Here is an 18,758-nt window from a genome sequence, read left to right on the forward strand (position 1 = left end):
GTTATTGATTTTTCCGGCTCAGGGGCAATTCGATACGGAAGCAAACATCCGAACGTTCGTCCGTGACAATGTTTAGCTCACCCTGCATGCGTCGTATGCAGTCTCGGGCGATGCTCAAGCCCAGACCACTTCCTTTAACCGCACCTTTACGCTGATGACTCCCCTGGAAAAAGGGCTCAAATATCATGGCTTTTTCGTCATCGGGGATCGGGGTGCCGGTGTTAGCGACGTCAATAAACACCCGTGAACCATTCGTATAACTTCGGATATAAATGTTACCGGATTCAGTACCATAGTGCACAGCATTGGAGTAAAGATTATCCAGAACGCTCATTAACAGCATGGGTTCAGCCAGGCACGCTGGCGCATTCAGTTCTACACCGGTATGCATCATTTTAGCTCTTGCTGGCAAGCTATGAGCGGAGATCACCATATCCACCAGCGGCTCAATCTCGACGTTTTCCAGTACAACCGCGCCATCCGCCAGCTTGCGGTTGTAATCCAGCAGTTGCTCTATCAGCTTTTGCAGATTGCGGCTGCTGGCATCGAGGATCTCGACAATCTCTTTCTGTTCGGTGGTCAGCGGTCCAGCCACTTCGTCCGCCAGCAGTTCCGTGCCCTCACGCATGCTGGCCAGCGGCGTTTTAAGTTCATGTGAAATATGGCGCAGGAACTGATGACGCTGAGTTTCGAGCCACGCCAGACGTTCGGACAGCCACATAATACGCTGGCCTACGGAGCGCAGCTCGCGCGGTCCTTTAAAGGTGACCGTATCACCGAGCGATTTTCCTTCCCCCAGGCGGTTGATCATACGCTGAATGCCCTTCACCGGGCCGATAATCATGCGGGTAAAGAGCAGAACCAGCCCGAGACTCACCAGAAACAGCACCAGCGCCTGCCAGCCGAAGAACTGTCCACGCTCGGCAATCTCCTGCTGAAGCTGCTGGCCGCGCGAAAAAATCACTGCACGCGTTGACTGAACCATCTCGGTGTTGGCACTGGCAAAGGCTTCCAGGCGCGCGGCGGCAGTCGCATCCGGACCGCTATTTTTACACTGTAACTGAGCCAGGTCGTTCAGATCCTGACGTAACGCTTTATACAGGTTGTCATCCGGCAACACTCCTGCGTGGGCATCCAGCATCTCGCTATAGCGTTTACGCTGATTCTGATACACCTTTTCCAGCGTGCGATCGTCAAGCACACAGTACTGGCGATAGCTACGCTCCATCTCCAGCGCAGCATTGGTCATCGCTTCACTGCGCCTGGCGTCGATGAGCGTCGTGCGGTTAGTCAACGCCGCCTGAGCACTCAAGGCATTGAGACTTTGCCACGCCTGCCAGGCAAGGATCAGTAATGGCAGCAGGATCAGCAGGAAGGCCATCATGACAAGCTGTCGCAGGGAGCGGGGAAAAACGGGCCAGCGTTTCAACGCATTACTCTCTTAGTGGGGGTTTACGCAGAGCGTAACTGAGTCTGCCCTTCAGATACAACAAAGCCGAGTAAAAACCCGGCTTTGTTATGGAATGAGGCGGTGCCTAACTCGACGTTTCGCCCTGGCCTGATAAAGCATCGCTATGATCAGTAGTTGGACGGCAGGCACCTTTTTGTGCGTCATTCGAAGTTTATGTAGCACGTCCCGAAGGGGCTGACATAAGAGGGTGAATGAGCCACTGGTTAATATTATGCAACAGCCGTGCCAGAATGCAAAACTAAAAATTAAGACATTGATATATATAATTTTTACTCATTTAACCTGTTAATTATCGGTTGAATGATTTCCAGGCTAAGTGTCGCTATTAAGCAACACCTTAACGGGAAACTGTCGTGTCATATACAAATCAATAAGTTAAATGTCTCCATTTGGAGACACACCTTTTACTGCGTTGTCGCGGTTTTGCGACAGATATAAAAAAGCCCGGTGGCGTTTCCGCTCACCGGGCCTGCATTCATTTTATTGCTTAACCCAACTGTTTACGCGCGTTGCGGAAAATACGCATCCACGGGCTGTCCTCGCCCCAGTTTTCCGGGTGCCAGGAGTTGCTCACGGTACGGAATACACGCTCCGGGTGCGGCATCATGATGGTTGCACGACCGCTTTCGCTGGTCACAGCAGTGATACCGTTTGCCGAACCGTTCGGGTTGGCCGGATAGGTTTGAGTGACCTTACCGAAGTTATCGACAAAGCGCAGCGCCACCAGACCCTTGCTCTCAAGCTGTGCCAGATGCGCGGCATCACGCACTTCAACCTGACCTTCGCCGTGAGAGACCGCGATTGGCATCTGCGAACCGACCATGCCCTGCAGCAGCAGAGAAGGACTCTGAGTCACTTCCACCAGGCTAAAACGCGCTTCGAAGCGGTCAGACTGGTTACGCACAAAGCGCGGCCAGGCTTCACTGCCCGGGATCAGCTCACGCAGGTTGGACATCATCTGGCAGCCGTTGCACACGCCCAGTGCCAGGGTTTGCGGACGGTGGAAGAAGTTTTCGAATTCGTCACGCACGCGGCTGTTGAACAGAATGGACTTCGCCCAACCTTCACCCGCGCCCAGCACGTCGCCGTAGGAGAAGCCACCGCACGCCACCAGCGCCTGGAAATCTTCCAGACCGGTACGGCCTGCCAGCAGGTCGCTCATGTGAACGTCGATGGCATCAAAGCCCGCGCGGTGGAAGGCTGCGGCCATCTCCACGTGGGAGTTAACGCCCTGCTCACGCAGGACGGCCACTTTCGGACGCGCGCCAGTCGCAATGTACGGCGCGGCAATGTCTTCGTTGATGTCGAAGGAGAGCTTCACGTTCAGGCCAGGATCGTTGTCATTTGCCTTCGCGTTATGCTCCTGATCGGCACATTCCGGGTTGTCGCGCAGACGCTGCATCTGCCAGGTGGTTTCTGCCCACCACATACGCAGCGTCGTGCGGCTTTCGCTGAACACGGCATGACCGTTAGCGTCAATGACGAAGCGGTCGCCCTGAACGGCTTTACCCAGATAGTGCACACAGTCCGCCAGACCGTGCTTCGCCAGAATCGCTTCAACCGCGTCGCGATCTGCCGCACGTACCTGAATTACCGCGCCCAGCTCTTCGTTAAACAGCGCCGCCAGACGGTCTTCGCCCAGAGAGGCAATATTCGCCTCCACGCCACAGTGGCCGGTGAAGGCCATTTCTGCCAGCGTCACCAGCAGACCGCCATCGGAGCGATCGTGGTAGGCCAGCAGCTTACGCTGCGCCACCAGCGCCTGGATGGCATCGTAGAAACCTTTTAGCTGCGCCACATCGCGCATGTCTGCTGGCTTATCGCCCAGCTGACGGTAAACCTGCGCCAGCGCGGTCGCACCCAGCGCGTTGTTGCCTTTACCCAGGTCAATCAGCAGCAGGGCGTTGTCTTCGGTCACGAGCTGCGGCGTAACGGTATGACGAACGTCTTCCACGCGCGCAAAGGCGGAGATAATCAGCGACAGCGGAGAGGTGATCTCGCGCTGCTCGTTGCCTTCCTGCCAGCGGGTCTTCATCGACATGGAGTCTTTACCCACCGGAATGGTCAGACCCAGCGCAGGGCACAGTTCTTCACCCACCGCTTTTACCGCTTCATACAAGCCTGCGTCTTCACCCGGGTGACCAGCAGCGGCCATCCAGTTCGCAGAAAGTTTGATACGTTTGATATCGCCAATCTGGGTTGCAGCGATGTTAGTCAGCGCTTCACCGACGGCCAGACGAGCAGAGGCCGCAAAGTCCAGCAGCGCCACCGGGGTACGTTCGCCCAGCGCCATTGCTTCGCCGTAGTAGCTGTCGAGGCTCGCGGTGGTCACGGCGCAGTTAGCGACCGGGATCTGCCACGGGCCGACCATCTGATCGCGCGATACCATACCGGTCACGGTACGGTCGCCGATGGTCACGAGGAAGGTTTTCTCTGCCACGGCCGGCAGGTGCAGCACGCGGTTGACCGCTTCCGCAACGGTAATGCCCTGACGATCCAGCGCTTTTCCTGCCGCTTTACGGGTTTCAACGTCGCGGGTCATCTTCGGCGTTTTACCGAGCAGAACGTCCAGCGGCAGATCGATCGGCTGGTTGTCAAAGTGGGTGTCGCTTAAGGAGAGATGCTTCTCTTCGGTCGCTTCACCAATAACGGCATACGGCGCACGCTCGCGGCGGCACAGCTCGTCAAACAGCGGTAATTGATCCGCTGCAACGGCCAGAACATAACGTTCCTGAGATTCGTTACACCAGATTTCCAGCGGGCTCATACCCGGCTCATCGCTCAGGATGTCGCGCAGGTTGAAACGGCCACCGCGACCGCCGTCGCTCACCAACTCCGGCATGGCGTTAGACAAACCGCCCGCACCCACATCGTGAATAAACAGAATTGGGTTAGCTTCGCCCAGCTGCCAGCAGCGGTCGATCACTTCCTGGCAACGACGCTCCATTTCCGGGTTGTCGCGCTGCACGGAAGCAAAGTCGAGATCCGCATCAGACTGACCAGAGGTCATAGAAGAAGCCGCCCCGCCGCCCAGGCCGATGTTCATTGCCGGGCCACCGAGGACGATCAGTTTCGCACCCACGACGATCTCGCCTTTCTGCACGTGATCGGCGCGAATGTTGCCGATCCCGCCCGCCAGCATGATCGGTTTGTGGTAGCCGCGCAGCTCTTCGCCGTTGTGGCTGTCCACTTTCTCTTCATAGGTACGGAAGTAACCGTTCAGCGCCGGACGACCAAATTCGTTGTTAAACGCCGCGCCGCCCAGCGGGCCTTCAGTCATGATATCCAGCGCGGTTACAATGCGCTCTGGCTTACCGAAATCTTCTTCCCACGGCTGTTCAAAACCCGGGATGCGCAGGTTGGAAACGGAGAAACCGACCAGACCGGCTTTTGGTTTTGCACCGCGGCCCGTTGCGCCTTCATCACGGATTTCACCGCCGGAACCGGTCGCCGCACCCGGCCACGGGGAGATCGCCGTCGGGTGGTTATGGGTTTCGACCTTCATCAGGATATGCGCGGGCTCCTGATGGAAGTCATAGCGCCCTGCTTCGCGATCGGCGAAGAAGCGGCCCACCTCGGAACCTTCCATTACCGCAGCGTTGTCTTTGTAGGCAGACAGCACGTGGTCAGGGGTTTTTTCCATGGTGTTTTTAATCATTTTGAACAGCGACTTCGGCTGCTGTTCACCGTCGATAACCCAGTCAGCGTTGAAAATCTTGTGACGACAGTGTTCAGAGTTGGCCTGCGCGAACATATAGAGTTCGATGTCATTCGGATTGCGGTTCAGCTTAACAAACGCATCCTGCAGATAATCAATTTCGTCTTCTGCCAGTGCCAGGCCAAGACGCAGGTTCGCGTCAATCAGTGCCTGGCGCCCCTGCCCCAGCAAATCCACGCTCTGTACCGGCGCAGGCTGATGGTGGGAGAATAGCTTCTGCGCGTCATCGAGAGAGGCAAAAACACTCTCCATCATGCGGTCATGAAGCTCAGCTGCAACCGCCTGCCACTGTTCTTCGCTCAGAGTGGAAGCTTCCACATAGTACGCCACGCCGCGTTCCAGACGGTTAATCTGGCTCAGGCCACAGTTGTGGGCGATGTCGGTGGCTTTGGAAGACCAGGGGGAGATGGTGCCCGGACGCGGTGTCGCAAGGATCAGTTTGCCGGTTGGCGTATGGCTGCTCAGACTTGGGCCATACTTGAGCAGGCGTTCCAGCTGTACGCGCTCCTCTGCATTCAGGGGGGCATTCAGGTCAGCAAAATGGACATACTCAGCGTAAATATTGCTTACCGGAAGGTCGGCCGCCTGAAAACGTGCCAGCAGTTTGTTAATACGGAAGGCAGACAGTGCAGGCGAACCACGCAGAATTTCCATCATAAGTCTCTCGTCTTCGAAGCGCCGGGGCGCTTACAGTGTGCGCAAGGGGGGAAAACGGGCGTCATTATAGAGAATCCTGAGCGCCGACGAAACCGTTTGCGTCGAAATAAAATCTACGCAGATGTTTTACAATAGATGTGACCTGTCTCTCTAATGGGTTGCCAAGTGGCGCAAGTTTACGCAAAATGCCGCTCATTCAATGGCAAACCTTATTATTAACATGGCTACAGCAGACTGAGGCAACCGGCGTCGCAGAGAATTAACTAATTGAAAAAATTAAAGATTAATTATCTGCTCATCGGCATTGTGACGTTGCTGCTGGCAGTGGCCCTCTGGCCTTCTATCCCCTGGTTCGGCAAAGCCGAAAACCGTATCGCCGCCATAAAGGAGCGGGGGGAATTGCGCGTCAGTACCCTAAACTCTCCGCTGATCTACAGCGACATCAACGGCAAAGTTATTGGTCTGGATTACGAACTGGCCCAACAGTTCGCCGATTATCTTGGCGTAAAGCTTAAAATTACCGTCCGCCAGAATATCAACCAGTTGTTTGATGACCTCGATAACGACGATGCCGATATGCTCGCGGCCGGGCTGGTGTATAACAGCGAGCGCAGCAAGAACTATCAGCCAGGCCCGACCTACTACTCCGTTTCGCAGCAACTGGTCTACCGTGTCGGAAGCGTTCGCCCGCGCACGCTTGCTACCATTAACGATCAACAACTGACGATTGCCCCCGGCCATGTGGTGATTGACGATCTGCGTGAGCTCAAGGAGAAGAAATACCCGGACCTGAGCTGGACAGTCGATCCCAAACTCGGCACTACGGAACTGCTGGAACAGGTTAAAAATCAGAAACTGCCCTATACCATCGCTGATTCGGTTGCGATCAGTCTTTTCCAGCGCGTTCACCCTGAGATCGCCGTAGCGCTGGACGTGACAGATGAACAACCCGTTACCTGGTTTACCCAGCTCGACGACGATCAGACCGTCTCTGCGGCGATGCTCGATTTCTTCAATACCATCAATGAAGACGGTACCCTGGCGCGTCTGGAGGAGAAGTATCTCGGTCACGGTGACGACTTTGACTATGTCGACACCCGCAGCTTCCTGCGCGCGATAGACGGTGTCTTGCCGGATCTGCAGCCATTGTTCGAAAAATACGCCCAGGAAATTGACTGGAAACTGCTGGCGGCTATCTCCTATCAGGAATCTCACTGGGATACCCAGGCCACGTCGCCCACGGGCGTACGCGGTTTAATGATGCTAACCAAAAATACCGCCCTGAGCCTGGGTGTGAATGACCGTACCGATGCCGAACAGAGCATCAGCGGTGGTGCACGCTACCTGCAGGATATGATGGCCAAGGTACCGGAAACAGTGCCGGAAGAAGAGCGGATCTGGTTCGCGCTGGCCGCCTACAACATGGGTTATGCGCATATGCTTGATGCGCGAGCGCTGACGGCGAAGACGAAAGGTAACCCGGACAGCTGGTCAGACGTTAAACAGCGGTTGCCACTGCTGAGCCAGAAACCCTGGTACAACAAGCTGACATATGGCTACGCACGCGGACATGAGGCTTACGCCTATGTGGAAAATATCCGTAAATATCAGATAAGCCTGGTAGGATACCTGCTGGAGAAAGAGAAAGAAGCGGCAGAGGCAAAACAACTGGCTCAAAGTTACCCGGTTGTGGCACCGGATGAACTTAATCGTTCGACAACTTCAATTCTGCCTTTTGTTGCTTTTTCTGCTGCCGGCGCATTCGAAAGAAATCACTTAGTAGCCCCGAACACTCTGGTGCAAGCACCCCGCCGATAGTCTTAACCTGATGATTCATCCCCGGGTGTCCCAGAACATCCATCAGTGAGCCGGCAGCGCCGGTTTTTTCATCCCGCGCGCCAAAGACAAGCGTGCCAATACGGCTGTGTACCATCGCACCAGAACACATCACGCAGGGTTCAAGCGTCACGTACAGCGTGGTGTCGAGCAGGCGATAGTTTTGCAACACCAGCCCACCTTGTCGAAGCGCCATGATTTCGGCGTGAGCAGTGGGATCGTGACGGCCAATCGGGCGATTCCAGCCTTCTCCAATCACCTGGTTGTTGTAAACCAGCACGGCACCCACGGGGACCTCGCCCTCTTCCCAGGCACGTTGAGCCAGCGTGAGCGCGTGGCGCATCCAGTATTCATGATTGTGTTCAGGATTGGACAAGGGTTGATACTCCGGTCTAAAAGCGGGCGGCATTATACACACCCTCCAGAGAGAAGACTATTCGAGTTGCTGAAGTTCCCCTGACGGCGTGACGCGCCAGCGATGCTGGCAAAAATAGAGCAGCGGATTGTCCTGTTTACTGTCACTGTAGCCGCTGTAAAGACGCAGCGGTGTACCGATGCGTTTCTCCAGTTGCACCACTTTTTCATGTCCCAGGCAACGCAGGGTGAGCACCCAACCGCCATAACCGCGAGCAATCTGTGTGGCGATAAGATTCACCCTGGGGAGCCATGGGGTATCAAAATAGACCTGCTCAACCAGCGTCTGCGGTGAACCGGTAATCAGCCAGATATCGGCATCGTTCGCATCGAGATAGCTGGTGAGACGCGCCTGAACGACAGGAAACGCGGCGACATGACCGCGAAACCAGTGTGCAAAATCCTGTTCGAGCTGTTTGAGTCGCGATTCACTGTGGCCAAACGTGCATCCCCACAGCAGCAGACTCATCGGCCATCGCGCTGCCCGGCCTTTCACCAGCAACGCGATGCCAATCACGGGTAAGAGCGGTAATACGAGCAGTGCATTCAGAGGCTGACGCCGCAACAGGTAGCGCATAAACGTACCAAACATATCCTGCTGATGCAGCGTTCCATCCAGGTCGAAAAAGACAACGCGACGCTCGTGATTTGCCAAACTTTACTCCTCTGGATCGTTGAATCCTAACAGCCAGGTAAACAGGAACCCGGCTATCACCGCTACTAAATAGCCTAACAGATAGAGCATCACTTTTCCGGTCACGATGGTCAACGCCAGCGGTAAACCGGACAGTCCAAAAGTGATAACAGTGGCGACTTTCCAGTAGCTGATGAGTGCTCCACCTACCGCACCACCCAGACAGGCAGCGAGGAACGGTTTGCCCAGCGGCAGCGTGACGCCAAAAATCAGCGGTTCACCAATGCCAAGCAAACCGACAGGAAGTGCGCCTTTAATCACTTTTTTCAGGCGCATATTACGGGTTTTCATCAGCACAGCGATGGCCGCACCAACCTGTCCCACGCCTGCCATAGAGAGGATAGGCAGAAGCGCGTTGTAACCGTGCGTCTGCACCAGCTCGACATGGATCGGTACCAGACCCTGATGCAGACCGGTCAGCACTAATGGCAGGAAAGTGCCAGACAGCACCGCCCCCACCAAAAGGCCTCCGCGATCGATAGCCAAAGACGCGCCATGGGCAATCGCTTCTGAGATCCAGCCGCCCAGGGGTTGCAGTGCAACAATCGCCACACTGCCGGTGATAAGTGTCGTCAGAAGTGGATTGAGGATAAGCTCAATTGATCCGGGCAAAAGAGCGCGCAATTTTTTCTCGATCCAGCACATCAGGATCACCACCAGCAGTACAGCAATCACCCCGCCACGTCCCGGCTGAAGCGCCTCGCCAAACAGGGTTATCTGTGCCAGTTGTGGGCTGGATAAAATCCCTGCCATCACCCCGCCCATGGCCAGCGAGCCACCAAACACTTTAGCCGTGTTCACCCCGACCAGAATGTTCATGATGGCAAACACTGCGCTGCCGAAAATCCCGAGAATACCCAGCAGATTCGGATACTGAGTGGCAAAATCCCCAACAATATCCGGGCGCTTGAGGATGTTAATGATCCCGGTGATCAAACCAGAAGCAATGAACGCTGGGATCAACGGAATAAAGACGTTTGCCAGCTGGCGCAGCGCATCGCTCATTGGGGCTTTGTATTTGGCCTTTGCCTGCGCTTTGGTGCGTTCAGCATCGTCAATCGACACGCTTGCTCCGCTGCCCATCAGTGCGCGCATGGCATCGACCACCTGTGCCGCTTTCCCCGGCCCGACGATCAACTGGTGCTGTTGCCCCTGTTTCACGTAGCCGCTGACGCCGGAAAGCTGCTTCAGACGCGGCACATCAAGCTGATCATCGTTATGCACTTCGACCCGCACGCGCGTCATGCAGTTTTCCAGACGCTGAATATTCTCTTCCCCACCAATTCCTTGCAGGATATTGCTGGCGAGCGCTGCTGTTTTATCCATACACGCCTCTGTTAGTTTTCTAAAGCCGCCCGTAAGAAACCGTTATGCGCATCGAGTTTGGCTCTCGCGGCCGCAGCGTCCAGCCCACTTAAGATCATCAGAATGGCCGGTTTAACATCGTGATCGGTCTGTTTGAGCACCGCTTCTGCCTCTTCACGCCCTGCGCCCGTCGCCTCCATCACCATGCGGCAGGCTCTGTCCACCAGCTTTACGTTGGTGGCCTGCATATCCACCATCAGGTTCTGATATACCTTGCCGAACTTCACCATTGCACCGGTGGAGATCATATTGAGCACCAGCTTTTGTGCGGTCCCGGATTTCAGGCGCGTGGAGCCGGTCAGCGCTTCCGGCCCTACGACCGGGGAAATAGCAATGGCAGCGACCTGTGCAATCGGTGAGCCTGGGTTACAGGAGATGGCGACCGTCGTGCAGCCGGTCTGGTTAGCGTATTCCAGCCCGCCAATGACGTACGGCGTGCGCCCGGATGCCGCCAGCCCGACCACCAGATCCTTCGCTGTCAGATTCAGCGCCTTCAGGTCATCCTCGCCCAGCTGTTTGTTATCTTCCGCCCCTTCAACGGCTTTCAGCAGCGCACCTGGACCACCGGCAATCAACCCGACCACCAGACCGTGTGGAACACCAAACGTTGGTGGGCATTCGGACGCATCCAGCACGCCAAGACGCCCGCTGGTTCCGGCCCCCATATAAATAATACGACCACCCGCCTTCAGTGCTTCCGCCGCGGCATCGACAGCTTTCGCCACCTCAGGTAATGTCTCTTTCACTGCCTGCGCCACCAGCGTATCCTGTTGATTAAAACGGTTAACCAGCTCAAGGGTGGAAAGTGCATCCAGATCCATGGTTTGCGGGTTACGCGTTTCTGAAACAAGTGAGCCAAGATTCATGTTTTGTACCTCAGGAATTTTTAATTCATAATAATCACACTATAATGGAATATAAAATTCATTCAGGCGAGCAAAATTCGTATTTGCGCAGATAATCACATTTTCGCCAGGAGAACCTATGAACTGTTTAATTCGTATTCGCCAGCGGTATGCAGGCTTTGCTCAAAGCGACAAAAAGCTGGCGGATTATCTGCTTTCTCAGCCCGATCGCGCCCGCCATCTCAGCTCGCAGCAGTTGGCGAGTGAAGCCGGTGTGAGTCAATCAAGCGTGGTGAAATTTGCCCAGAAGATTGGCTTTAAAGGCTTTCCCGCCCTCAAACTGGCGATTAGCGAAGCGCTGGTGAGTAACCCCAATCCGCAGTCGATGCCCGTACATAACCAGATCCGTGGTGATGACCCGATGCGTCTGGTTGGGGAAAAGCTGATTAAAGAGAATGTCGCGGCCATGCATGCGACGCTTGATGTGAACACGGAAGAGAAACTGCTGGAGAGTGTGGCGATGCTACGTGCAGCACGGCGTATCATTTTGACCGGAATTGGCGCATCCGGCCTGGTGGCACGTAATTTTGGCTGGAAGCTAACCAAAATCGGTTATAACGCCATTGTCGAGCAGGATATGCACGCCTTGCTGGCGAGTGTACAGGCGATGGATCCTGACGATCTGCTGCTGGCAATCTCCTATTCCGGTGAGCGTCGTGAAATCAACATGGCGACCGACGAAGCCCTGCGTGTCGGCGGTAAAATTCTGGCAATCACCGGCTTTACTCCGAATGCCCTGCAACAGCGGGCAACGCGCTGTTTATATACCATTGCCGAAGAGCAGGCTACGCGCAGTGCGGCTATCTCATCCACCAGTGCGCAAATGATGCTGACCGATCTGCTGTTTATGGCGCTGGTGCAGCAGGATCTGGAACACGCACCCGAGCGCATTCGCCACAGCGAAGAACTGGTAAAGAAACTGGTTTGACGCGTATAATGCCCGCCCAGTTTGTGTTGTTTCTGAGAATTTCCTGATGGCGCTGTTAATTACCAAAAAATGCATCAATTGCGATATGTGCGAACCCGAATGCCCGAACCAGGCGATTTCAATGGGCGACAGCATTTATGAAATTAACAGCGACCGCTGCACCGAATGCATCGGCCACTATGAGACGCCGACCTGTCAGAAAGTGTGCCCGATCCCCAATACCATCCTGAAAGATCCGGCACACGTCGAGAGCGAAGAGCAGCTATGGGATAAGTTTGTCCTGATGCATCATGCGGACAAACTTTAACTTTCGATGATCACCGTTGCGCTTGCATAGTGGCGTTCATCCGCGATCGTCACGTGCATGTGGTTCACGCCCAGCTTCTCAGCCAGCTTTTGCGCCTCGCCCCATAAACGCAGGCGCGGTTTACCCAGTTCGTCGTTAAACACTTCAAACTGGTTAAACGCCAGGCCATTACGAATGCCGGTCCCGAAGGCCTTAGCAGCAGCCTCTTTTACCGCAAAGCGCTTGGCCAGGAAACGCACCGGCTGCTGATGCGCTTCCCAGATGGCCCATTCGTTATCGCTTAGCACACGCCTTGCCAGGCGATCGCCGCTACGGGCGATCACCGCTTCAATGCGGGCTATTTCAACGATATCCGTGCCTAAGCCCAGAATGGCCATTACTTGCGCGCTTCCAGCATCAGACGTTTCATCTCTGATACCGCCTCTTTCAGGCCACTCATCACTGCACGGCCAATAATCGCATGGCCGATATTCAGCTCATGCATTTCCGGCAGGGCGGCGATGGCCTTAACGTTGTGGTAGGTGAGGCCATGTCCGGCATTGACCTTCAGGCCCAGGCTTGCGGCATACGTAGCTGCTTTAGCGATACGCTCCAGCTCTTTGGCCTGCTCAGCATCGCTTTCAGCATCAGCATAACAACCGGTATGAATTTCGATATACGGTGCGCCCGCGTCGGCCGCCGCTTTGATCTGGGCGAAATCGGCGTCGATAAACAGAGAAACCAGGATGCCGGCATCAGCCAGACGTTTGCAGGCATCGCGCATTTTTTCGAGCTGCCCTGCAACATCCAGACCGCCTTCAGTCGTCACTTCCTGACGCTTTTCCGGTACCAGGCAGCAGAAATGGGGTTTAGTCTCGCAGGCAATCGCCAGCATCTCTTCCGTGACGGCCATCTCCAGATTCATACGGGTATCCAGCGTCTGGCGCAGAATACGTACGTCGCGATCGGTGATATGGCGACGGTCTTCACGCAAATGAACGGTAATGCCGTCGGCACCAGCCTGTTCGGCGATAAATGCCGCCTGAACCGGGTCAGGATAAGCCGTGCCGCGCGCATTACGCAGCGTGGCGATATGATCAATGTTGACGCCTAACAGTAATTCAGCCATGACAATCCTCGGTTTTCTTTTGGTTCTGTCTCTAACGTTTCGGCATAAACTGCCTGAATAATTCGCGGCTCTTTAAGGGCTTGCCGCCAAGATACGGCTTGAGGGCAATGCGGGTAAAGCGTTTTGCAGCGCGCAGTGTGTCCTGATCGGGAAACTCGCGCTCATACAGCGCCCGGAGATGACGACCGGTAAATGTGCTGTTATCGATTACGACGCTGGCAATAAAACCTTTTTCTTCCCGATAACGATAGGTCATCGTGTCCTCGACCTCGTCTCCGCTCCCCGCACAATGCAGAAAATCGACGCCATATCCCAGATGTCCCAGCAGAGCCAGTTCGAAACGACGCAGCGCAGGTTCGGGGGTACCGGTGGTACCCGCCAGCGCCTGAATACAGTGCAGATAATCGAAGAAAAGTTCAGAGAAGCGAGTCTCATGTTCAAGAACGCGCGAGATGAGTTCGTTGATATACAAACCGCTGTACAGCGTGATACCAGAAAGAGGAAGTGCCAGAGAGACGGCTTCGGCACTGCGCAGGGTTTTGACCTCCCCTCGCCCACCAAAACGAACCAGCAAGGGAGTGAAAGGCTGTAAGGCACCTTTCAGGTTAGAACGTTTGGAACGTGCGCCTTTCGCAACAAGGCGCACGCGGCCCGACTCTTCCGTGAAGACGTCCAGCATGAGGCTGGTTTCGCTCCAGGGACGACTATGCAGGACAAAGGCACGCTGCCATCCATCCATCATACTCGTCGTCTTGAGTTATTGGTCTTCGCCGTAACCGAGGCTGCGCAGAGCACGCTCATCATCGGCCCAGCCAGATTTCACTTTCACCCACAGTTCCAGGTGAACCGGGGCTTCGAACATCTCCTGCATGTCTTTGCGGGCTTCAATGCCGATGGTTTTGATCTTGGCACCTTTGTTGCCAATCACCATCTTCTTCTGCCCTTCACGCTCAACGAGGATCAGGCCATTGATATCGTAGCCGCCGCGTTCGTTGCTCTGGAAACGTTCGATTTCTACCGTCACGGAGTATGGCAGCTCAGCACCGAGGAAACGCATCAGCTTTTCACGGATGATCTCAGAAGCCATAAAGCGCTGGGAGCGATCGGTAACATACTCTTCCGGGAAGTGATGGATCGCTTCCGGCAGATGCTTACGCACGATGCCCGCGATGGTATCCACATTCAGACCGGTCTCGGCAGACAACGGTACGATATCGAGGAAATTCATCTGACTACCGAGCCACTGCAGATGCGGCAGCAGGTCAGCCTTCTCTTGTACGTTGTCCACTTTGTTGACCGCGAGGATGACCGGTGTTTTACCGTCACGCAGTTTATTCAGCACCATTTCGTCGTCCGGCGTCCAGCGGGTGCCTTCAACAACGAAAATGACCAGCTCAACGTCGCCAATCGAGCTGCTCGCCGCCTTGTTCATCAGGCGGTTAATGGCGCGCTTCTCTTCCATGTGCAGGCCCGGAGTATCGACATAAATCGCCTGATACGCGCCTTCTGTATGGATACCCACGATGCGATGACGCGTGGTCTGCGCCTTACGTGAGGTAATAGAAATCTTCTGCCCGAGCAGATTATTCAGCAGCGTAGATTTGCCGACGTTCGGACGTCCGACGATGGCAATAAATCCGCAATAGGTTTTTTCTTCGCTCATTCCAGCTCCAGCATTTTCAACGCCTGTTCGGCGGCAGCCTGTTCAGCCTTACGACGGCTAGAACCTGTGCCCACCACCGGTTCACTCAGGCCACTGACCTGGCAATGGATGGTAAATTCCTGATCGTGCGCTTCGCCACGCACCTGCACCACCAGATAGGATGGCAGCGGGAGATGGCGACCCTGCAAATATTCCTGCAAGCGCGTTTTCGGATCTTTTTGTTTATCGCCCGGACTGATTTCGTCCAGACGGGTCTGATACCAGTTCAGGATCAGTTTTTCTACGGTCTGGATATCGCTGTCCAGGAACACGCCACCGATTAATGCTTCGACCGTATCGGCAAGAATAGATTCGCGACGGAAGCCGCCGCTTTTCAGTTCACCCGGCCCAAGACGCAGACATTCGCCCAGTTCAAATTCGCGCGCGATTTCCGCAAGGGTATTGCCCCGAACCAGCGTGGCACGCATGCGGCTCATATCACCTTCATCCACACGCGGGAAACGATGATAAAGCGCATTCGCAATCACGAAACTTAAAATAGAGTCGCCTAAAAATTCGAGGCGCTCATTATGTTTGCTGCTGGCACTGCGATGGGTTAATGCCTGTTGCAACAACTCCTGATGATGAAAAGTGTAGCCCAGCTTCCGTTGAAGCCGATTAATTACGATGGGGTTCATGCGATACCAATAAATGAATGCGTCAAAAATGCAGCACACGAAACCGACCTGAGAAAACCAACGCGGTTTCGTGTGCCGTGGCACCCTTGCAGGGCCAACCTTAAACTTCGGGGGAATATTCTATACACAACGACAGGGGATGTCGTTAGTTCGAAGAGATTTATCGCTGAAATAATTCACGCAGCCACTAATTAAAGCGGCTACGCGTTCATTTAATGAGAATTAATGGATTCCGCCAATACGATTCAGGCGTACGCCGGTCGGCCATTCACCTTCCTGCTTCTCAAAACTCATCCAGATTGCGGTCGCTTTGCCCACCAGATTCGCTTCAGGTACAAAGCCCCAGTAACGGCTGTCCGCAGAATTATCGCGGTTATCACCCATCATGAAGTAGTGTCCCGGAGGCACAATCCAGCTTGCCAGCTGCTGACCCGGTTGTTTGTAATACATACCCAGCTGATCCTGCGCAATCGGCACGGTCAGGATACGGTGCGTAACATCACCCAGCGTCTCTTTACGCTCAACCAGACGAATACCGTTCTCTTTGGTTTCACCTTTCGGTACCTGGAAGAACCCACTGGTCGCCTCGCCGCCGTTACGACGGGCAAAGGTCTGGACAAAATCACTTGGCTCAACGTTTGAGTACGTGATTGGCAGCGCGTTCTCACACGCCGTACCGGAACTGCAGCCCGGCTGAACGGTAACTTCCTTCGCAACCGGATCGTAAGTGACCTTATCACCCGGCAGACCCACCGCACGCTTAATGTAGTCCAGGCGCGGATCTTCCGGATATTTGAACACCACGATGTCGCCACGTTTCGGATGACCCGTTTCAATCAGCGTTTTCTGGTAGATAGGATCTTTGATGCCGTAGGCAAACTTCTCGACCAGAATAAAATCACCAATCAGCAGCGTTGGCATCATTGAACCTGACGGGATCTGGAACGGTTCGTAAATAAACGAACGTACCACCAGCACAATCGCCAGCACCGGGAATACCGAGGCTCCTGTTTCCAGCCAGCCCGGTTTCGGGCCGACTTTCTTCAGCGTTTTCGCATCCAGCTGATCGCCTGTGGCTGCCTGAGCGGCAGCCTGACGTTCACGGCGTTTTGGGGCGAAGATAAACTTATCCAGACACCACAACAGACCGGTCACCAGGGTAGCAATGACCAGGATCAGGGCAAACATGTTCGCCATGCCAACTCCTTAGGGTTATTTGCTGTCTTTACCAACATGAAGGATGGCAAGGAATGCTTCCTGCGGCAGCTCGACGTTACCGACCTGCTTCATACGCTTCTTACCTTCTTTCTGTTTCTGCAGCAGCTTTTTCTTACGGCTGACGTCACCGCCATAGCATTTAGCCAGAACGTTTTTACGCAGCTGTTTTACGGTGGAACGCGCGATAATGTGGTTGCCGATGGCAGCCTGAATCGCGATATCAAACTGCTGACGCGGGATTAGGTCTTTCATCTTCTCAACCAGCTCACGGCCACGATATGGCGCGTTGTCGTTGTGGGTGATCAGCGCCAGCGCGTCCACGCGCTCACCGTTGATCAGCACGTCCACACGGACCATGCTGGAGGCCTGGAAGCGTTTGAAGTTGTAATCCAGTGACGCATAGCCACGAGAGGTTGACTTCAGACGGTCGAAGAAGTCCAGTACCACTTCCGCCATTGGGATTTCATAGGTCAGCGCCACCTGGTTACCGTGGTAAACCATGTTGGTCTGCACACCACGCTTCTCGATACACAGCGTAATGACGTTACCCAGGAACTCCTGCGGCAGCAGCATGTGACACTCAGCGATTGGCTCGCGCAGCTCGTGAATGTTGTTCAGCGGCGGAAGCTTGGACGGGCTGTCGACGTAGATCACTTCTTTCGAGGTGGTTTCAACTTCATAGACTACGGTCGGTGCAGTGGTGATCAGATCCAGATCGTATTCACGCTCCAGACGCTCCTGAATGATCTCCATGTGCAGCAGGCCGAGGAAGCCACAGCGGAAGCCGAAGCCCAGCGCCGTAGAGCTCTCTGGCTCGTAGAACAGTGAGGCATCGTTCAGGCTAAGCTTACCGAGTGCATCGCGGAAGTTTTCGTAGTCGTCAGAGCTAACCGGGAACAGACCCGCGTAAACCTGCGGTTTCACCTTTTTAAAACCTGGCAGTGCTTTATCTGCCGGGTTACGAGCACCCGTCAGGGTATCGCCTACTGGCGCGCCAAGGATGTCTTTGATTGCGCAGACCAACCAACCTACCTCGCCGCACTTCAGCTCGGTACGGTCAACCTGTTTTGGCGTGAAGATGCCCAGACGATCGGCGTTGTAGACTTGCCCGGTACTCATTACCTTGATTTTGTCGCCTTTACGCATGGTGCCGTTTTTAATACGCACCAGGGACACAACGCCAAGGTAGTTATCAAACCAGGAGTCGATGATCAGCGCCTGCAGCGGGCCATCCGGGTCACCTTCCGGAGCCGGAATATCACGAACCAGACGTTCCAGAACATCGGTCACGCCCACGCCCGTTTTAGCGGAGCAGCGTACCGCATCGGTCGCGTCGATGCCGACAATATCTTCAATCTCTTCCGCTACGCGCTCAGGATCGGCGGCTGGCAGGTCGATCTTATTCAGAACCGGCACAACTTCGAGATCCATTTCCATCGCGGTGTAGCAGTTTGCCAGGGTCTGGGCTTCTACGCCCTGCCCGGCATCCACCACCAGCAGCGCGCCTTCACAGGCTGCCAGCGAGCGTGATACTTCATAGGAGAAGTCAACGTGGCCTGGGGTGTCGATAAAGTTTAACTGATAGGTTTCACCATCAGCCGCTTTGTAATCCAGCGTGACGCTCTGCGCTTTAATGGTGATACCGCGTTCGCGTTCCAGGTCCATGGAGTCCAGAACCTGGGCTTCCATTTCACGATCAGACAGGCCACCGCAAATCTGGATAATACGGTCAGACAGCGTCGACTTACCGTGGTCAATGTGAGCAATGATCGAAAAGTTACGTATGTTCTTCATATA

The 18,758-nt window shown here is 54.9% G+C and carries 16 protein-coding genes; 3 read left to right on the plus strand and 13 right to left on the minus strand.

Features of this window, described 5'->3' with window-relative positions; all coding sequences use genetic code 11:
• Nucleotide 1: 1 nt before the first annotated feature.
• Together qseE and purL are read right to left on the minus strand one after the other, a co-directional pair.
• Nucleotides 2–1,429: a two component system sensor histidine kinase QseE/GlrK gene (qseE, locus tag AAHF05_RS16880; RefSeq protein ID WP_129323980.1), complete on the minus strand. Its 1,428-nt coding sequence runs from the start codon at nucleotides 1,427–1,429 to the stop codon at nucleotides 2–4.
• A gap of 529 nt (nucleotides 1,430–1,958) precedes the next feature.
• Nucleotides 1,959–5,846, minus strand: coding sequence for a phosphoribosylformylglycinamidine synthase (gene purL, locus AAHF05_RS16885; protein ID WP_129323979.1), 3,888 nt, complete (start codon nucleotides 5,844–5,846; stop codon nucleotides 1,959–1,961).
• A gap of 267 nt (nucleotides 5,847–6,113) precedes the next feature.
• Here purL and mltF point away from each other — a divergent pair, with 267 nt between their 5' ends.
• Nucleotides 6,114–7,664 (plus strand): membrane-bound lytic murein transglycosylase MltF, encoded by a 1,551-nt coding sequence (gene mltF / locus AAHF05_RS16890; protein WP_129323978.1) that lies wholly within the window; start codon nucleotides 6,114–6,116, stop codon nucleotides 7,662–7,664.
• Here mltF and tadA read toward each other — a convergent pair.
• Genes tadA through murQ form a run of 4 tightly spaced genes read right to left on the minus strand, consistent with a single transcriptional unit; the run spans nucleotide 7,552 to nucleotide 11,021 of the window.
• Complete coding sequence (gene tadA / locus AAHF05_RS16895) at nucleotides 7,552–8,091, minus strand: tRNA adenosine(34) deaminase TadA (RefSeq protein ID WP_129323977.1); 540 nt, start codon at nucleotides 8,089–8,091, stop codon at nucleotides 7,552–7,554. The two genes, mltF and tadA, sit on opposite strands and share 113 nt — an antisense overlap.
• Before the next feature lie 24 nt (nucleotides 8,092–8,115).
• Nucleotides 8,116–8,751: a phosphatidylglycerophosphatase C gene (gene yfhb / locus AAHF05_RS16900; protein ID WP_129323976.1), complete on the minus strand. Its 636-nt coding sequence runs from the start codon at nucleotides 8,749–8,751 to the stop codon at nucleotides 8,116–8,118.
• A 3-nt stretch (nucleotides 8,752–8,754) separates the two neighbouring features.
• The gene (locus tag AAHF05_RS16905; protein ID WP_028016065.1) at nucleotides 8,755–10,116 is read right to left on the minus strand and encodes a PTS transporter subunit EIIC; all 1,362 of its coding nucleotides are present in this window, start codon (nucleotides 10,114–10,116) and stop codon (nucleotides 8,755–8,757) included.
• 11 nt (nucleotides 10,117–10,127) lie between these two features.
• Nucleotides 10,128–11,021 (minus strand): N-acetylmuramic acid 6-phosphate etherase, encoded by an 894-nt coding sequence (gene murQ / locus AAHF05_RS16910; protein ID WP_129323975.1) that lies wholly within the window; start codon nucleotides 11,019–11,021, stop codon nucleotides 10,128–10,130.
• Nucleotides 11,022–11,139: 118 nt separating this feature from the next.
• On the opposite strand from murQ, the gene AAHF05_RS16915 reads away from it, so the two are divergent.
• Together AAHF05_RS16915 and AAHF05_RS16920 are read left to right on the plus strand one after the other, a co-directional pair.
• The gene (locus AAHF05_RS16915; protein ID WP_129323974.1) at nucleotides 11,140–11,988 is read left to right on the plus strand and encodes a MurR/RpiR family transcriptional regulator; all 849 of its coding nucleotides are present in this window, start codon (nucleotides 11,140–11,142) and stop codon (nucleotides 11,986–11,988) included.
• A gap of 46 nt (nucleotides 11,989–12,034) precedes the next feature.
• Complete coding sequence (locus tag AAHF05_RS16920; RefSeq protein ID WP_008502177.1) at nucleotides 12,035–12,295, plus strand: YfhL family 4Fe-4S dicluster ferredoxin; 261 nt, start codon at nucleotides 12,035–12,037, stop codon at nucleotides 12,293–12,295.
• Here the strand turns inward: AAHF05_RS16920 and acpS are convergent.
• The 7 genes from acpS to lepA all read right to left on the minus strand — a co-directional run bounded on the left by acpS (nucleotide 12,292) and on the right by lepA (nucleotide 18,755).
• On the minus strand, nucleotides 12,292–12,672 hold the full coding sequence (acpS, locus tag AAHF05_RS16925) for a holo-ACP synthase (protein ID WP_028014094.1): 381 nt from the start codon (nucleotides 12,670–12,672) through the stop codon (nucleotides 12,292–12,294). The two genes, AAHF05_RS16920 and acpS, sit on opposite strands and share 4 nt — an antisense overlap.
• Nucleotides 12,672–13,403: a pyridoxine 5'-phosphate synthase gene (gene pdxJ, locus AAHF05_RS16930; RefSeq protein ID WP_049005959.1), complete on the minus strand. Its 732-nt coding sequence runs from the start codon at nucleotides 13,401–13,403 to the stop codon at nucleotides 12,672–12,674. The genes acpS and pdxJ overlap by 1 nt, the downstream gene beginning before the upstream one ends.
• Nucleotides 13,404–13,434: 31 nt before the next feature.
• A complete protein-coding gene (recO, locus tag AAHF05_RS16935) occupies nucleotides 13,435–14,142 on the minus strand; it encodes a DNA repair protein RecO (RefSeq protein ID WP_028016061.1) in 708 nt (235 codons plus the stop codon).
• 18 nt (nucleotides 14,143–14,160) lie between these two features.
• On the minus strand, nucleotides 14,161–15,066 hold the full coding sequence (gene era, locus AAHF05_RS16940) for a GTPase Era (RefSeq protein WP_049005958.1): 906 nt from the start codon (nucleotides 15,064–15,066) through the stop codon (nucleotides 14,161–14,163).
• Nucleotides 15,063–15,743 (minus strand): ribonuclease III, encoded by a 681-nt coding sequence (gene rnc, locus AAHF05_RS16945; RefSeq protein ID WP_003860711.1) that lies wholly within the window; start codon nucleotides 15,741–15,743, stop codon nucleotides 15,063–15,065. The genes era and rnc overlap by 4 nt, the downstream gene beginning before the upstream one ends.
• A gap of 222 nt (nucleotides 15,744–15,965) precedes the next feature.
• Nucleotides 15,966–16,940: a signal peptidase I gene (lepB, locus tag AAHF05_RS16950; protein ID WP_028016059.1), complete on the minus strand. Its 975-nt coding sequence runs from the start codon at nucleotides 16,938–16,940 to the stop codon at nucleotides 15,966–15,968.
• Nucleotides 16,941–16,955: 15 nt separating this feature from the next.
• Nucleotides 16,956–18,755 carry a translation elongation factor 4 gene (gene lepA, locus AAHF05_RS16955; protein ID WP_129323973.1) on the minus strand — a complete coding sequence of 600 codons (1,800 nt, stop codon included), beginning with the start codon at nucleotides 18,753–18,755 and terminating at the stop codon, nucleotides 16,956–16,958.
• Nucleotides 18,756–18,758: the final 3 nt, after the last annotated feature.

Origin of the sequence: Enterobacter adelaidei, assembly GCF_041937165.1 — a bacterium.
Lineage (GTDB): Bacteria > Pseudomonadota > Gammaproteobacteria > Enterobacterales > Enterobacteriaceae > Enterobacter > Enterobacter adelaidei.

Bases quoted from the DNA above. Each gene is read 5' to 3' on its own strand.
- purL (WP_129323979.1), bottom strand. From the start codon at position 5,846: ATGATGGAAATTCTGCGTGGTTCGCCTGCACTGTCTGCCTTCCGTATT.
- tadA (WP_129323977.1), bottom strand. From the start codon at position 8,091: ATGCCGCCCGCTTTTAGACCGGAGTATCAACCCTTGTCCAATCCTGAA.
- AAHF05_RS16905 (WP_028016065.1), bottom strand. From the start codon at position 10,116: ATGGATAAAACAGCAGCGCTCGCCAGCAATATCCTGCAAGGAATTGGT.
- murQ (WP_129323975.1), bottom strand. From the start codon at position 11,021: ATGAATCTTGGCTCACTTGTTTCAGAAACGCGTAACCCGCAAACCATG.
- AAHF05_RS16915 (WP_129323974.1), top strand. From the start codon at position 11,140: ATGAACTGTTTAATTCGTATTCGCCAGCGGTATGCAGGCTTTGCTCAA.
- AAHF05_RS16920 (WP_008502177.1), top strand. From the start codon at position 12,035: ATGGCGCTGTTAATTACCAAAAAATGCATCAATTGCGATATGTGCGAA.
- acpS (WP_028014094.1), bottom strand. From the start codon at position 12,672: ATGGCCATTCTGGGCTTAGGCACGGATATCGTTGAAATAGCCCGCATT.
- pdxJ (WP_049005959.1), bottom strand. From the start codon at position 13,403: ATGGCTGAATTACTGTTAGGCGTCAACATTGATCATATCGCCACGCTG.
- recO (WP_028016061.1), bottom strand. From the start codon at position 14,142: ATGGATGGATGGCAGCGTGCCTTTGTCCTGCATAGTCGTCCCTGGAGC.
- era (WP_049005958.1), bottom strand. From the start codon at position 15,066: ATGAGCGAAGAAAAAACCTATTGCGGATTTATTGCCATCGTCGGACGT.
- rnc (WP_003860711.1), bottom strand. From the start codon at position 15,743: ATGAACCCCATCGTAATTAATCGGCTTCAACGGAAGCTGGGCTACACT.
- lepB (WP_028016059.1), bottom strand. From the start codon at position 16,940: ATGGCGAACATGTTTGCCCTGATCCTGGTCATTGCTACCCTGGTGACC.
- lepA (WP_129323973.1), bottom strand. From the start codon at position 18,755: ATGAAGAACATACGTAACTTTTCGATCATTGCTCACATTGACCACGGT.